Origin of the sequence: Kitasatospora sp. NPDC086791 (genome assembly GCF_040685975.1) — a bacterium.
Taxonomy (GTDB): Bacteria; Actinomycetota; Actinomycetes; order Streptomycetales; family Streptomycetaceae; genus Kitasatospora.
On sequence record NZ_JBFBOC010000042.1, the window covers coordinates 1 to 15,064 of the forward strand.

Annotated in this window: 10 protein-coding genes and 3 pseudogenes; 5 read left to right on the forward strand and 8 right to left on the reverse strand. The window is 69.0% G+C overall.

Annotation, left to right across the window (positions count from 1 at the left end):
* A pseudogene (locus AB0Q99_RS31430) lies at nt 1-1,662 on the forward strand (hypothetical protein); the annotation flags it as partial.
* 325 nt (nt 1,663-1,987) lie between these two features.
* Here AB0Q99_RS31430 and AB0Q99_RS31435 read toward each other — a convergent pair.
* Nucleotides 1,988-2,269, reverse strand: coding sequence for a hypothetical protein (locus AB0Q99_RS31435; protein WP_363577164.1), 282 nt, complete (start codon nt 2,267-2,269; stop codon nt 1,988-1,990).
* A 481-nt stretch (nt 2,270-2,750) separates the two neighbouring features.
* Here AB0Q99_RS31435 and AB0Q99_RS31440 point away from each other — a divergent pair.
* Nucleotides 2,751-3,047 (forward strand): annotated as a pseudogene (locus AB0Q99_RS31440) (IS701 family transposase); the annotation flags it as partial.
* Nucleotides 3,048-3,225: 178 nt separating this feature from the next.
* On the opposite strand, the pseudogene AB0Q99_RS31445 reads toward AB0Q99_RS31440, so the two are convergent.
* Nucleotides 3,226-3,774: pseudogene (locus AB0Q99_RS31445) on the reverse strand (IS5 family transposase); the annotation flags it as partial.
* Between the two features lie 76 nt (nt 3,775-3,850).
* A complete protein-coding gene (locus AB0Q99_RS31450) occupies nt 3,851-4,843 on the reverse strand; it encodes a PRC and DUF2382 domain-containing protein (RefSeq protein WP_363577166.1) in 993 nt (330 codons plus the stop codon).
* A gap of 365 nt (nt 4,844-5,208) precedes the next feature.
* Here AB0Q99_RS31450 and secE point away from each other — a divergent pair, with 365 nt between their 5' ends.
* A complete protein-coding gene (secE, locus tag AB0Q99_RS31455) occupies nt 5,209-5,628 on the forward strand; it encodes a preprotein translocase subunit SecE (RefSeq protein ID WP_363577168.1) in 420 nt (139 codons plus the stop codon).
* A gap of 206 nt (nt 5,629-5,834) precedes the next feature.
* Here the strand turns inward: secE and AB0Q99_RS31460 are convergent, their stop codons facing one another.
* Together AB0Q99_RS31460 and AB0Q99_RS31465 are read right to left on the reverse strand one after the other, a co-directional pair.
* A complete protein-coding gene (locus tag AB0Q99_RS31460; protein ID WP_363577170.1) occupies nt 5,835-6,443 on the reverse strand; it encodes an NlpC/P60 family protein in 609 nt (202 codons plus the stop codon).
* Nucleotides 6,440-7,663: a hypothetical protein gene (locus tag AB0Q99_RS31465; protein ID WP_363577172.1), complete on the reverse strand. Its 1,224-nt coding sequence runs from the start codon at nt 7,661-7,663 to the stop codon at nt 6,440-6,442. The genes AB0Q99_RS31460 and AB0Q99_RS31465 overlap by 4 nt, the downstream gene beginning before the upstream one ends.
* Before the next feature lie 491 nt (nt 7,664-8,154).
* On the opposite strand from AB0Q99_RS31465, the gene AB0Q99_RS31470 reads away from it, so the two are divergent.
* Nucleotides 8,155-8,970, forward strand: coding sequence for a sigma-70 family RNA polymerase sigma factor (locus tag AB0Q99_RS31470; RefSeq protein ID WP_363577174.1), 816 nt, complete (start codon nt 8,155-8,157; stop codon nt 8,968-8,970).
* Between the two features lie 883 nt (nt 8,971-9,853).
* Nucleotides 9,854-10,447 (forward strand): class F sortase, encoded by a 594-nt coding sequence (locus AB0Q99_RS31475; RefSeq protein WP_363577176.1) that lies wholly within the window; start codon nt 9,854-9,856, stop codon nt 10,445-10,447.
* A gap of 314 nt (nt 10,448-10,761) precedes the next feature.
* On the opposite strand, the gene secY is transcribed toward AB0Q99_RS31475, so the two are convergent.
* The 3 genes from secY to secD all read right to left on the reverse strand — a co-directional run bounded on the left by secY (nt 10,762) and on the right by secD (nt 14,922).
* Nucleotides 10,762-12,072 (reverse strand): preprotein translocase subunit SecY, encoded by a 1,311-nt coding sequence (gene secY, locus AB0Q99_RS31480; RefSeq protein WP_363577178.1) that lies wholly within the window; start codon nt 12,070-12,072, stop codon nt 10,762-10,764.
* A 132-nt stretch (nt 12,073-12,204) separates the two neighbouring features.
* Nucleotides 12,205-13,206 (reverse strand): protein translocase subunit SecF, encoded by a 1,002-nt coding sequence (secF, locus tag AB0Q99_RS31485; RefSeq protein ID WP_363577180.1) that lies wholly within the window; start codon nt 13,204-13,206, stop codon nt 12,205-12,207.
* A 3-nt stretch (nt 13,207-13,209) separates the two neighbouring features.
* Nucleotides 13,210-14,922 (reverse strand): protein translocase subunit SecD, encoded by a 1,713-nt coding sequence (gene secD / locus AB0Q99_RS31490; protein WP_363577182.1) that lies wholly within the window; start codon nt 14,920-14,922, stop codon nt 13,210-13,212.
* Nucleotides 14,923-15,064 lie beyond the last annotated feature (142 nt).

The window sequence follows — 15,064 nt, forward strand, 5'->3', positions numbered from 1 at the left end:
CAGAGCAAGCAGTTCTTCTGCTCCAGCTCCAACCTCACGCAGTCCACGACGAACGTGGTGACCGCGACGTTCGTCCCGCCGGGTTCGCCTCCCGGGACTCCGCCGACCACCACGCCGCCGTCGCAGGCGACCGCGAACGTCGGGTCGCTGGTCGTGAAGAAGGAGGTCTGTGAGTCCTCCAACGCCACCGACTGCCAGGCCGGCGGTGCGGGCCCGTGGGTCCAGACCGCCAGTGTTCCGTCGGGTGGTACCGCCTACTGGCGGATCACGGTGACCAACACTGACGGGGTGGCGATCACAGGCATCACGCTGAAGGACACTGTGGCTCCGTCCTGTGTGACCGCCGCAGGCACGTTCGACCTGGCTGTCGGTGCGAGCAAGCAGTTCTTCTGCTCGAACAGCAACGTCACCAGGGACACCACCAACGTGGTCACCGCCAGCTTCGTGCCTCCGGGTTCTCCTCCCGGCACGCAGCCGACCACCACACCGCCCGCGCAGGCCACCGCAACGGTGCCCTCGCTCGCGGTGAAGAAGGAGGTCTGCCAGTCCACCAAGGCGTCCGACTGCACCCAGGCTGGCAACGGCCCGTGGTCTGACATCGCAGCCGTCCCCATGGGTGGCACCGCGTACTGGCGCATCACCGTCACCAACACCGGCACCACTGACATCGCCGGTATCACCCTGAACGACAACGTCGCCAACTCCTGTGTGAACGCGGCTGGTTCGTTCGACCTCGCGGCCGGAGCCAGCAAGCAGTTCTTCTGCTCCAGCAGCAACATCACCCAGGACACCACCAACACCGTGACGGCCCAGTTCACGCCCCCCGGCTCGACCAAGCCCGTCATCACACCCCCTTCTCAGGCCACCGCCACCGTCGCGGCCCTGATTGTCAACAAGGAGGTCTGTCTCTCCAGCAACACCACCAACTGCGCTCAGGACGGTCCCGGTCCCTGGGGCAAGACCGTCACCCTTCAGCGCGGCGGGCCCGGCAACGCCACCAGCAGCCCTTGCTCCCAGAACGCGTGCCCCAGCACCAGCCCCTGCAACCAGACCACGTGCCCCGGCACGAATCCCTGCGACCAGGACAAGTGCACCGCCTTCTGGAAGATCACGGTGACCAACACCAGTGGCACCAACATCACCGGTATCACCCTGAACGACCAGCAGGAAGCTTCCTGCCTGGTGGCCTCCGGAACGTTCGATCTCGCGGCCGGACAGTCGAAGAGCTTCTTCTGCTCCAGCACGATCGCCTCGGACACCACCAACACGGTGACGGCCAGCTTCGTGCCCCCCGGCTCCCCGGTCGGCACCCAGCCCATCACCACCGCTCCCTCCTCCGCGACCGCCAAGTGCCCGCCCCCGTGCAACACCTGCACCCCCGGCGCCACCCCCGGACATGAGGAGGGGCACCACCCCCAGCAACCCGGACATGAGGAGGGGCACCACCCCCAGCAACCCGGACATGAGGAGGGGCACCACCCCCAGCAACCCGGACACGAGGAGGGGCACCACCCCCAGCCCCAGCCCGCTGAACACCACACGGCCGGCGGTCTGGCCCACACCGGTGCGCAGATCATGTCTTGGGTCCTCATCGGCACCATCCTGATCGCCTTCGGTACCGTCCTCGCCCTCTACACCCGCTCCCGCCGAGCCCGCCGCTAAGGAGAACGCCATCGACTAAACAACCAACAACCGAATAGAGGCGACAAACGGTGGCTCGGGAGTACCCCTCCCGGGCCACCGTTGCGTCCACAACCCGAAACCAGCTCCCCGGGCGCACCAGACTTGCAGAACCCGGATCCAGCGAGTCGGTTCCGGAGTGATCGCTTCGGTGGTCTTGTCGGGATGGTCGGCTGCAGGGCGTGGGGTGTCCGCTGGTCTGTCCAGCTCTTCCACGTGTGGTCCGGCCCTGTCGGGTGGGGTGGGTGGGTCGTGATCGGCTCGGCTGTGTGTGGGCGATGTCGAACAGGTCTGTGAAGGCGTGTTGTCAAGGCCAGCGGTCGGGGACGCGGAGCGTCAGCCGCCGGGCCGAACGGGCGATGCGGGCGGGGACGTTGACCAGGTGGGCGCGTAGGGTGGCGGTGGTCGCCCGGGCGTGGAAGGCGCCGGCGAGGCTGCCGGCGGCCCGCAGCAGGTAGAAGAGGGTCAGCCAGGCGTTGTTGGCCTGGAAGCTGCCGGAGGGCAGGTGGGCGAGCGGCCCGGACTTGCCGTCCGCGATCTCCTGCTTGACCAGGGCGTGCCGACGGTGCCGGAGCTCGCTCTGAAGCATGGTGGACGGCTGTCGGTGAACACGGCATGGTAGCGCCAGGCGGTGAACAACTCGCGCTGTCCGGCCGTGGCTGCTGTGTTCAGAAGGCGTACTCGGCGCACGATGAGTCGGGCAGTGACCTGTTCGGCCTTCCTGAGGCCGGTCAACGCGGTGTACTGGCCGGCGCTCTCGGCGCCCTCGGCGTCGGAGAGCGGTTCGCCGGTGTCCGGGTCGAGGTTGGCGGCGCGGTCCAGGCGTAGGTGACGGGCGATGGCATCGATGTCCGCTCCATCGCGAAGCAGCCCTGGAGGCCTGCGCTGCGGTAAGGGGTGGCGATGACGGTGTTGGTCGTAGAGGCTATGGAATTCGATGCGGTCGGCGAACGGCCGGTAGGCGCCGCGCCGAGTGCCACCTCTTGGTCCGTGACGCCCGAGCACCTGGTCCTGATGTCCGGGGACTGGCACCGCGGGCCGCCGCCGATGCGGGCGGCGCCGCCGCGCGGGACGGCGTGCTGCCGGCCGAGACCCTGCTCGTCGAATGGCCTCCCGGCGCGGACACGCCCACCGACTACCGGCTCAGCAGTCTGCCGTCCGACACCGCGATGCGCCGCCTCGTGCGCCTGGCCGGGATCCGCCGGCGCATCGAGCACGACTACCGCGAGATGAAGCACGGCCCGGGCCTGGACCACCTCGAGGGCCGTACCTGATGAGGCCGGCACCACCACGTCACCCTGGTCGCCGCCGCCCACGCCTTCCTCACCCCCGGCGCCGCGACCCCAGAAGTCGAGACGCCGGCCTGACCTTCCACCAAGTCCTCCACACCATCCAGGACTTGATACGGGCCGGACCGGCGAATGCCCCACCTGCCACCGTGAGTAACCCACGACACGCCGGCCAGGGCACTCTCGATCACTTCAGACCTGACGAAGCACTACCAGGGTCTGTCTGAACGAATGACCATCTGGTCCGTTCGCGGAGTCAGAGGATCACGGAGGCCGGGACGAATCCGGCGCGGTATCGGTCGGCGAGTTCGTCGAAGCCGGCGGCGATCGCGCGGAACTGCTTGAGGTGGGCGAAGTATGGTTCGACCACGTTTCGGTTGCGGTGGACGACCTTGTCGAAGGCGGGCGGCCGGGCCGCCGAAGCGCCCTCGGGCGTCGGCGGTTGGCCGTCTGGTCGCGGCGCTCGGGGTTCGTGGCGGCGATGCCTTGGCGCCGCAGCAGGTGGCGGATCGCCCTGCCGAAGTATGCCTTGTCGCCCAGCGCGCGCTACGGTCTCGCACGCGGACGGCCCGTGGCGGCGCGGGACACGGATCCCGTCGAGGACCCGGCCGAACGCGGTGGCGTCGTTGACGTTGCCCGGGGTGAGCACGACCGACAGCGGCAGGCCGCGGCCGTCTACGGCGCGGTGGACCTTGGTGGTCAGCCCTCCCGGGGGCCGCCCGAGGGCCCGGCTGGTCTGTGAGCGGCTCGGATCTGCCAGTTCGTCCCCGTCTGAGTCCCCCCTTTTGCTGGCGTCGGCGGCGTGACCACCACGCAGTGCTATCGCAGGTTGCGGCACGGAGTCGTGGCTGGAGACACCCGGTGTGCGCAGGGCCGGTGGGTTACTGTTCCGGGGGGACGTTCGCGGCGGTGGTGTCGCGGATCTCGACCTGCTCCTTGCGCAGCTCGTCCTGGACCGTGTGCTGGACAGTGTCCTGTTCGACCGTCAGACGGATTCGCTCCACGCCGACGACGCGCTTGTTGACGACAACGTGCTCCTCGTGCAGAGCGACCTCGTGGACGAGGGTGTTGTTCGTGTCGGACAGGTCCAGCCACTCGCGTGGGTAGGACGTCTCCCCGGCGGCGATGGGGATCCGCTCCACGTGGACGCGTTCACGTGTGAGCGGGATGACATGGTTCACGGGCTCGCTTACGACGGAGCGCCGCACGCTGACCGTGCCCCGCGGTTGCCATCGGGTGCTGATGTCGATCTTCTCCTCGTGGCGGGTGATCTCGATCGGACGGGAGGGATCGGCGAACTGGTCGGTCGTGGGGGACGCCGTGTCGGCGTGTGCAGCGGTATCGGGGCTGGGGCCGGCGGTGGGGTACGGCTGGTCAGGCGTGGGGTCCTGTGGCGGACGGGGCAGCCGGCCGGTGTCCGGGGCGGTCTGGGCCGTGGTTGCCCCGAGGAGGGGGCCGAGGGCGTGAGGTAGTGGAGACCGGTCGTCGGTGGAGGTGGGTGCGGAGGCAGGCCTGGGGAGATCGTGCGCGGCGGCGTCGCCATCGGGCGGGTTGGTGCGCCGCGTCTGCCCTCGGTAGTGCTGGTAGAGGATTTCCTCCTCGGCGGGCGACAGGTGTTCTCCTTCGGCGATCGCGGGAGCTTGTTCGACCAGGGATCGGCTGTAGGGGACCTGTAGCTCTGTTCCGTTGGTTTCGCAGGTGGTCAGCGGAACGAAGGCTTTCTTCCTGGTGTTGCGCAGGCGGACGGTCGCCCACTCGGGTGCGTGGGTGGCGTCGTCGAGGTAGATTTCATCGATCGTGCCAACGTTCTTGCCGGTGCAGTCCAGCACGCGGATCCCGAGCAGGTCCGCAGCGTTGGTCAGAGTCTTCACCATGTTCTCCGGGGTTGAGGTGCCGACAGCCCGCTATGTTTCTCCGGAAATAGACTGACTGACGGTACGTCAACACTTAATTCACACAAAAGGATATATGGTGGCCCTCCTTGCGCGGCCATCCGGCGAGTGCGGGCGGTACGACCTGCCGTCGTCTGCCTGCTGTCTCGAGGATCTCGTGTGATCGTCGACGTGGCGCGCGGTTACGGACGTCCGGAGGACGTACCGTAGGGGCCTACTGTCGAGCACCGGTTGACCGTCTCGGCGCGGGCACACCGCAGGGCACTCGGGAAGCCGCTCCTCCTTCTGCCCCGCGTGTGCGGGTACGACAGTCAGTCTCTTGAAACAGCGAGACCTCGCCCGCTGCCATGCCGCTCTGGTGCAGGTCGTCGCCTCGGAAACGGATCCAGGTGAGACGCGTGACGCAGAGCACGGACCCCTCGGCGGCTGTGGTCGCCGGGGACTCCCGAGTGGTTCGGGATGGTGCGGCAGTCGAGGACGCCACCCTGGTGGGTGAGGTGTCGGTCCCCGGCAGTGGTCGACGCGGGCGGCCTGGTGCCAGGCGCAGGTCCGGACGAACCTCGCGGCGGTCCAGGCAGAGCCTGCCGGCCAGAAGTGGCAGGTTCTACCGTCAGGTCGTCGCCGAGCTGGGCAAGGTGGTTTGGCCCGGCCGGGCTGAGCTGCTGGGCTATACCAGGGGCGTGACCGTGTTCGTGGCGGTCACCGTCACCGTCGTGGCAGCCCTGGACTGGGCCTGGACCAGACTGCTTGTCCTGGCGTTCGGCTGACGGCGACGCAGTTCGGCAGGGATTCTCGCTCCCGGGACGGCCAGGGCTTCCGAGCAGGAAGCCGACCGGGGGACAGCGGAGCTCGCGCCGTTCGCCGGCGGTCGTACGGGCGCAGCCTCGTGGCAGCCGACGAGCTGTGAGGGGCGACTTCGACGGATCGCTCACAAGCCCTCGTCGGCTGCGTCCCGCTCCCGCCCGTCTGTCTCTCACTCCGGGCGGACTACGCCGAGTACGGGCATGGCGTCGATGGGGGAGCGCTTGATCACTTTCCCGGGCTTGGGGGCCTGGATGATCTGGCCGTCACCGATGTAGATCCCGATGTGACTGGCGTCCTGGAAGTAGACGACCAGGTCGCCCGGGCGCACGTCGCTCTTCCTGACGTGTGTCAGGTCGTGCCACTGCTGCTGTGAGGTGCGCGGGATCTTGATGCCCGCAGCGCGCCATGCCTGCAGGGTCAGCCCGGAACAGTCGAACGCCTCGGGCCCGACCCCGCCCCAGACATAGGGCTTGCCGAGCTGGCGCTTGGCGAACTCCACGGCGATGGAGGCGCGGGAGACGAAGGGCGACTGGGTGACCGGGGACACTACGTCGTCCAGCAGCATCATCAGCCGTTCCTGGGACCGTGCTGCGGCTGCGGCCGCGGCGGCAGCCAGTTGGTCGAGGTTCCAGGCCGGGTCGATGACGGTGTCGCCGGGCACGGGGGTCGGTTGCGCTGTGCTGGAGGTAGCCCCGGTCAGTGAGGCGATCGCGAGGGCCAGGGCAAGGCAGGCCGAGCGGCGCCAGCGGTGGGAGTCGGCGGTGCGGATGGAACTCACGGTCGCCTCCCGAGCGCGCTCGGGACGGTGCTGGACGGTGCCGACGCCCCGGTGGAGTCGGCCGGGGCCGCTGCAGGCGGCTCGGGCTGCTCGGCGGCGGGGCCGTCCGGGAAGGGTGGTGCTGTGGCGGGGCTGTCCTGGGTCATGGTGAGCGGAACGGTCGCACTCGCCGGCTCGTTCTGATCAGCCGGTTCCTGCGCCGTGGAAGGGGCGGGTCCGGTGGACGCGGTCTCGGCCGTCGTCGGGGTGGCTGCGGCGAGCTGGACGTCGTCCGTCGAGTAGCGCAGCGTCCAGGTGAGGACCTCACGCAAGTAGTCGTTCGAGCGGTTGTAGGCGTTGATCGCCTTCTTCAGCTGCTGAGGGCTGGAGAGGTCGCGGTGGTCGGCGCACAGGTAGGCCCCCGCGGTGGCCGCGGCGTCGAAGATGTTGTGGGGGCTGGCCTCCGCATTGGGCCGTCCGGCTTGGGCCCACCGCTTCCAGGTCGACGGGATGAACTGCATCGGTCCGACCGCGTGGTCCCACACGGGATCCTGGGTCAGCTTTCCGTCATCGGTGGCGGGCACTTTGGCGACGTCGGCGCGACCGTCGAGCGGCGGACCGAGAATCGGGGCGAGGGTGGTGCCGTCCGCATCGAGCCGACCGCCCAGGCCGTGGTCCGATTCCACCTTTCCGATCGCCGCCAACAGGGACCAGGGCAGGTGGCAGGAGGGGTCGGTACGGGCGCGGTTCACAGCGGCACGCTGGTAGGCCGCGTACGCCGTCACGGGGATCTCCGCGCTCACGCCATGTCGGGGACGCAGGTCGACCAGCTGGCTCTCCGCCGCCTCCTCGATCGGCGCCGGCGCCGGTTCGTCGGCATCCGGGATCGGCGCTTCGGAGAGCAGCGGGTCCGGTGGAGCGGGCCGCACCACCGGCATGACCGCAGGTGAGGGGACAGGGGCTGGGTTCATCGGCGGTGCAGCTTGGGCGACCGGCACTGATGGCACTGATGCCTCCACCCAGGGCGCGTCGGAAGGCCGGAGTGTCCTGGGTGCGGCGGCAGTCGATCCGATCGGTTCCATGGGCGCCGACCAGGCGGTGCGTCCCATGAGCGCGGCACTGGCCAGCACGGCGGCCGACGTGCCCAGGCCCAGGACGAGACCGCGCCGCGCTTTGCGCATCGCGCGGTAGGAAGCCACAGAAGCGCGGCGGCGGCTACGGAACAGGACGGATGAACCCATGGCATGACCTCGGTGATCACAGCGGAGGCGGTACGGCCCGCAGCGGGTCGCACGAGATATGAGGGGACTTCGCCCCCTGAGCTGACGCCACATCACCGATATAGATCATCTGATAACACATTTGGGTCATCGGGGTGTCCTTCTGCCGGTCGCCCGTACCCGGGCAGGAGAGTCGGCCACACGTGTCCAGGGCCGCTCCGCGACGCGCCCGCAGGCACCCTCCCGACGTGTGAAACGCCTCCGCTGAACCGGTGGGTCCGCGACGCGCCGCCTTGCCCACCGGTGACGAAGCCGTTCCCGAAGTGGTGGGGCAGACGGTGGGAATCCGCCGTCTGCGACCGGCTACGCAGCGTGTTAGTAAGAACTGCGCCTCTTCGACGTTCTTGGCAACGAGAGAGTTCAGCAGGTTCCCTGCCCCCTTGTAGCGGATCTCGCGGCCTATCACCTTCTGGCGCCTTGCCCTCGGATGTCCCCGCCGCTCTGGAGGTCCCATGTCCGCTCCGCCGTTCCCGAAGAGCCCCGCCCGCAGCCCGGGAGAGGTCGACCAGACGCGTGGTCAGGACCCAACCGACGCCGAACTCCTTCAGCGTGTGCGCCAGGGCGACATGAATGCATACGGCGCTCTCTTCCGCCGCCACCGTGGCGCCGTCCACCGCTATGCGGCTGGGTTCGCCCGCTCGCACGACGGCGCCAGCGACCTGACCGCCGAGGCGTTCACCCGCGTCCTGCACGCCGTCCAGGCCGGCGTCGGGCCCTCGACTTCTTTCCTCGGCTACGTCCTGACCACCCTGCGGCGCACGGCGGGCGAGTGGGGCCGGGCGGCGGCAAAGGCCTATCCGGTCGCCGATCTGAGCGAATTCGAGCGCGACTTGATTCCCGAGGCCGACAGCCACGCACTGGCCCGCTTCGAGCACACGACGGTGGCCCAGGCATTCTCGAGCCTGCCCGCACGTTGGCGCCTGATCCTGTGGCACACAGCGATCGAAGGCACCTCCCCCGCCCAGGCCGCCGACCTGCTCGGTCTGACTCCCTCAGGCGCTTCCGCCCTGGCCTACCGCGCGCGAGAGGGGCTGCGACGCGCCTACCTCACCGGGCACGCTCGCACCGACCGTGCCGCCTGCCACAAGTACATCGCCAGGTTCGGGGCCCACGCCCGGGGCGGGCTGGGTGCTCAGGCGACGCGGCTCCAGGAACACCACATGCGTGAATGTCCGTCCTGTAGGAACGCGTTCACCGAAGTGCGCTACGTGGAGCGCCTTCTGCAGGTGGTCGACCAGCGCGCTCCCGGCCGCCCCGTTCCTGCGTGACCCGATGCACCGGCTGGTGCCGGGCGTCCCTGTCGCTGCGCGTGGGAGGAACCGGCCGATGGCGACGAGGGCTGACGGGCAATTCTCCGATCTCACCCGAAGGAGGACCCCGCAGGGCATTCGGCGTGGTGCCGGTGGCGGGCCGCGATGCAGTGGTCCACGGTGGTTGACACGCACCCCGCTCTGAAGTCGCGTCAGGTGACAGTCCCAACACCGATTTGGGTGCCGAAAGGATTCGTGATCATGCGTCGTGTACGCAACCTCGTTGCCGGAGCCACACTCGTCGCCGCAGCGGCTCTGACCGTGGGAGGCCACGCGGCCTATGCCGCGGATGGCCAGCAGGCAAATCCCGCAGCCGCGCCGCAGGGCGGCCAGGCCACGCACCACATGACTGACGGTGCCAAGCCGCCGGGGGCTGGCCAGGCTCAGAACCAGGTCGCAACCCAACCGCAGGCACCCCAGCCCCACCAGGGTGGTGCCACCGGTCAGGCTCCCGCCGCACCGTCGCACCAGGCACCCAACGAGCACAAGGAGGCTCCCGGCACCGACAAGGAGCCACACGGAGGCCCCCACACCGGGGGAGGAGCCGGAACCCACACCAACACGGACCTGGCGATCGGCGGTGCCCTCCTGGTGACCGGCCTCGGCGCCGCCGCTGCCCTCCGGCGGCGCGGCAGAGGGATCGGGGCGGCTTGACGCGGTCGCTCCCAGTGCCTCGCCGTGGCCGTTGAACCGTAGCGGCCACGGTGGGGCCCGCCCCGTTTCCGGGGCGGCACATCCCGGCTCTCATGCGAAAGGCAAAACGTCCATGGGTTGTCACGCGGCCTCCGTGTCCCGGTCCGCAGCATCGCTGCGCAGACGGAGAAAGGCCGGCCCGATTGCCATGGTCGCAGCACTCTGCACGGCCGCGCTCGGCCTCGGCATGATGGTGCAGCCGACGATCCAAGCACCCGACGGCCCTCCCCCCCGGCCGTCTGCCGCCGGCGCCGCACTTCCCGCACAGCCCGCCGCATCCGCGCCCCGGCCCACCCGGATCAGGATCCCGGAGATCGGCGTCGATGCACCGTTCACCGAGGTATCGCTGACCCCCTCCGGGGAAATCGATGTCCCGCCCTCCGAAGACCGCAACCTGGTCGGCTGGTACCGGAACGGCCCGATCCCGGGAGACCGCGGCGCGGCGATCGTGGTCGGACACCTCGACACCAAGAAGACCACTGCCGTGTTCTGGGGCCTGGGATCCCTCAAGGCGGAGAACCATGTCGCGATCACGCGCGACGACCATATGGTGGCAGAATTCTCCATCGACTCCGTCGACGTGTTCACCCGGAAGAATTTCCCGGATAAACAGGTCTACGGCCAGACCTCCGACGCCCAGTTGCGCCTGATCACGTGCGGCGGCTCCTACGACACGGAACGCGACGAATACACCGGCAACATCGTCGTGTTCGCACACCTGCTGTCGTTGAAACACGAGTGAACCCCGGGGGCGGAGAGCGCCCGTCCTCGTTGCAGGGCCCGGGATTCACTTGCCGTCCCATCGCCACCCGCCCGGACGCCGGGACCTCCGCTGTTGTCGCCCCCCATGACGCCGTTGTGCGTCGACTCGCAGATCTCCGAGCGGTTCTACCGGCCGTTCAGGGACCGGCTCGGCGTCGACGCCGAGCCGCGGGACGACGAACGGCGCCGCTGACCGACCTCGTCCGGCCACCGACTGCTCCGATGCCGAGGTGCCGGCGATGATCCTGCTACCGCCACGGACGGTCCCACGGGTAGCCGCAAGGCCACCGGCTCTCATCGCAGGAATCCCTCGTAATTGTGCTGCTGGAGCTGGCTCTCGAGCCGCTTCAGGGTCTCGAGTCCGACGCCGACGATGATGAGGATGCTGGTCCCGCCGAACGGGAAGCTGCTGCCGGTGCGGAACGCGGTCAAGACGATCAGCGGGAGCAGGGCGACGGTGGCCAGGTAGAGGGAGCCGGGCCAGGTGAGACGGGTCAGGACATGGCGGAGGTACTCGACAGTGGGTCGTCCGATCCTGATGCCGGGGATGCAGCCCCCGCCGCGCTTGAGGTCGTCACCGACCCTCTCCGGGTCGAAGGCGGTCGGCGCGTAGAAGAAGGCGAAGAAGACGACCAAGGCGAAGTAGGAGGACATGTAGAGCGAGCTGTCCCCCTTGACGAGGTTGCTCTGGACCCACACGGCCCAGGGCGAACTGCTCCCGGAGAACTCCACCGCCAGCACCGGCAGGTAGAGCATGGAGGCGGCGAAGATCACCGGGACCACACCCGCCTGGTTCAGCCTCATCGGCAGATAGGTGGAGGTGCTGTGGTTGATCAACGATCGCCCGGCCGGCTTGACGTACCGCACCGGGATCCTGCGCTGCGCCTGCTCGACGAAGACGGCCAGGACGATCACGGTCATCCCCATGGCGAGAACCGACGCGAGTTCTCCCCACCCGGATGCGATGGTGCCCTGCGACCAGATCGCCCACAGTGCTCCGGGAAGGCCTGCGGCGACCGAGGCGAACATCAGGATCGACATGCCGCTGCCGATGCCGCGTTCGGTGATCAGTTCGCCGAACCACATGATGAGGACGGTACCGGCGATCAGAGCCAGCACCATGCCGCTGATCCACAGGGCAGAGGTGTTCGGCACGACGCGGTCGCGCGTGTTGCAGGACGGAAACAGAGTTCCGGAGATGGCGGTCGAGGTCACGCCGGCACCTTGAAGAGCAGCCAGTGCCATCGTCAGGTAGCGGGTGTACGCCGTGATTTTGGCGGCGCCGGCCTGGCCGTCGTCCTTCAACGCTGCCAGCCGCGGCATCACGGTGGCCAGCAACTGCAGGATGATGCTCGCGGTGATGTACGGCATGATGCCGAGGGAGAAGACCGAGAGCTGCAGCAGCGCACCGCCACTGAAGAGGTTGACCAGCCCGAACGCGTTGTCGGTGTCGGACTGCCTGAGGCATTCCTGGACGGCCGCGAAACTCACACCGGGGACGGGGAAACGTGTGCCCAACCGGAAGAGCGCGACGATGCCAAGGGTGAACAGCAGCTTTCTGCGCAGATCAGGCGTGCGGAACGCCTGGGCGAACGCGCGGAGCACAGTGCCTCCTACATCTTGGGCCCTGACTGCGCGGGCAGGGGCCGGTCTCAAGGTCGGTTCCGGTGTCGCGGGCTTCGCATGCCGGCCTGCGCCGGGGCGCCGACTGGGCAGAGGACCCGCTTTGCGGCGCGGTCAGCCGGCCAGCGCCGGCGCGGCGGCGGCTTCGGCCCGAGCGCGTTGCTTGGCGACGCGGGAGGCGAGCTGCTTCATCTCGGGCTGGCGCTCCTTGAGCTGGGCGAGCAGCGGGGTGGCCACGCAGATCGAGGAGTAGGCGCCGGTGGCCAGGCCGAGGAACAGGGCCAGCGAGATGTCGTTCAAGGAGCCGGCTCCGAGAAGTCCGCCGCCGACGAACAGGAGTGCGGCCACGGGTAGCAGGGCCACCACGGTGGTGTTGAGCGAACGAACGAGGGTTTGGTTCAGCGCCTGGTTCGCAGCCTCGCCGAAGGTCATGCGGGTCTGCCTGGTAATGCCCTTGGCCTTGTCCTTCACACCGTCGAAGACCACGACGGTGTCGTACAGCGAGTACCCCAGGATGGTCAGGAAGCCGATGACGGTTCCCGGCGTGACCTCGAAGCCGACCAAGGCGTACAAGCCGACGGTGATGAACACGTCGTGGAGCAGGGCGGCGAGTGCGGCCGCGGCCATGCGCCATTCGAAGGCGACGGCGAGGTAGACGGTGACCAGCGCCAGGAAGGCGAACAGGCCCAGCAGCGCCCGCTCGGAGATCTGCTTGCCCCAGCTCGGGCCGATCATCTGGACGTCGATGCTGTCCTTGGGAACGTCGAGTCGGCTCGAGAGGGCGCCGGTGAACTCCGCTGCGGGAACCTCCTCGGCCGAGCTCATCTGGATCCGGATCCGGCCGTCACCGGTGGACTGCACCAGCGGGCCGGCGCCGCCGGCGATCCCGTCAACCGCGCCCTGGGCCTGGGAGACGGTCAGCCCGGGCTTGGCGAGGGTGTAGACGGTACCGCCCTGGAACTCGATGCCCAGGTGCAGGCCCCGCACGCCCAGGCCGGCCAGGGCGGCCAGCAGGATCAGCACGGAGATGCGGTACCAGAGTCTGCGCCGACCGACGAAGTCGAAGGCGATCTCGCCCTGGTGCAGACGGCGTCCCATCTCGCTGAACCGTGACATCGGCTAGGCCTCCTTAGGGGTGACGGGGCGGCGGTGGCGCACGCGGTGGAGCGGCGCGCGGGCGCCCAGCCGCTGGGGGTCGAGCCCGGAAAGCCGGTGTCCCTGCGAGAAGAACGCCGTCCGCGCCAGCAGGGTGACCAACGGCTTGGCGAACAGGAAGACCACCGCGACATCCAACAGCGTCGTCAGGCCCAGGGCGAAGGCGAAGCCCTGGATTCGGCCCACGGTCAGGACGTAGAGCACGCCGGCGGCCAACACCGAGACGAAGTCCGAGATCAGAACGGTGCGCCGGGCGCGCGGCCACGCGCGCCGCACGGCCAGTGGCAGCGGGACGCCTTCGCGGACCTCGTCGCGGATACGTTCGAAGTAGACGATGAACGAGTCGGTGGTGATACCGACGGCCACGATCGCCCCGCAGATCGCCGGCAGCGTCAGCGCGAAGCCGATGGCCGCGCCGAGCAGGCACATGAGCACGTACGTCAGCAGGGCGGCCAGGGCCAGCCCGATGACGCTGACCACCGCGAGGCCCCGGTAGTAGACCAGGGAGTAGACCACGACGAGTGCGAGGCCAATGGCTCCGGCGATGAGGCCGGCCCGCAATTGGTCGGAGCCCAGATGCGGGGAGATCATGGTGACGTCGCTCTTGACGAACGTCAGCGGCAAGGCGCCGTAGCTGAGTACGTTCGCCAGGCCCTCGGCCGTCTTCTGCGTGAAGTTGCCGGAGATGGAGGCCCGCCCACCAGGGATGGGGCCGTTCACCGACGGCTCGGACACGACCTGGCCGTCGAGTACGATCGCGAACTGGTTCTTGGGCGCGGAATTGGCGGCGAGCTTGCCGGTGACCTCGGCGAAGCGCTTGCTTCCGGAGTCGTCGAAGGCGAGCTGGACCTGCCACATGGCGCCCTGCTGCACGTCGAAGCCGACAGTGGCGCTGGAGATGTTCGTGCCGTCGACGGCCACTGGGCCGAGGATGGACTTGAACCACACCCCGCCCTGCGCACCGGAGCTACACGCCACCGCGGGCTTGGCAGGGTCCCGCTGGTAGTCCTTGCGCTGTGCGGGATCCTCGCAGTCGAGGCCGTCGAACTGCGCCCGCAGTTCGGCGGGGACGCCGTCCTGGACGACTGCCGCCTCGGACGCGGCCGGTCTGGCTGATGCAGGTGCGGGGGGAGTCGCTGCGCCGGACGGTGGCAGGGGAGCCGATGCGGCGGCTGAGGGCGCCGGCTCCATGAGCGCCTGGGCGAGTGCCCGTCCGGCGGGACCCGCGCTGCCGGTGCCAGCGGGCGTCACCGAAGCGGCTGACACGGGGGCGGCGGTCGGGGTGGAAGCGGTGGGGGACGGTGCAGGGACCGGCTTGCTACCCGAGGGAGCGATAGCCAGGACCGGACGGAAGTAGAGCTTGGCGGTGGTTCCGACCTGGTCGATCGCGGCCTGGCGCCCGGCGCCGTTGGGGATGGTGACGACGATCGTGTCATCGCCCTGGGTCTGGACTTCGGCCTCGGATACTCCCAGGCCGTTGACGCGTTGCTGGATGATCCCGACCGCGGTGTCCATGTTCGTCCGGGTGACCGCCGCGCGGTCGTCGGACCGGGCGGTGAGGGTGACACTGGTGCCCCCCGCCAGGTCGATGCCGAGCCGCGGAGTGCCGTGCCCGGTAACGAGCATGAGAAGAATGAGAGCTGCCGTGACAACCGCGACGGCGACCAGCGTGGCCACGGGGCTGCCGTCAGTCGAGCGTGAGGTGGATGAGGCCACGTTCTGGTTCTCCCTGTGCAGTCAGCCCGGCCCTGCCGCGCGAAACGGTCCTGAGGCCTGCTCGGCGGCGCGGTGGCACGGGACCCACTGGAAAATCGCCTGC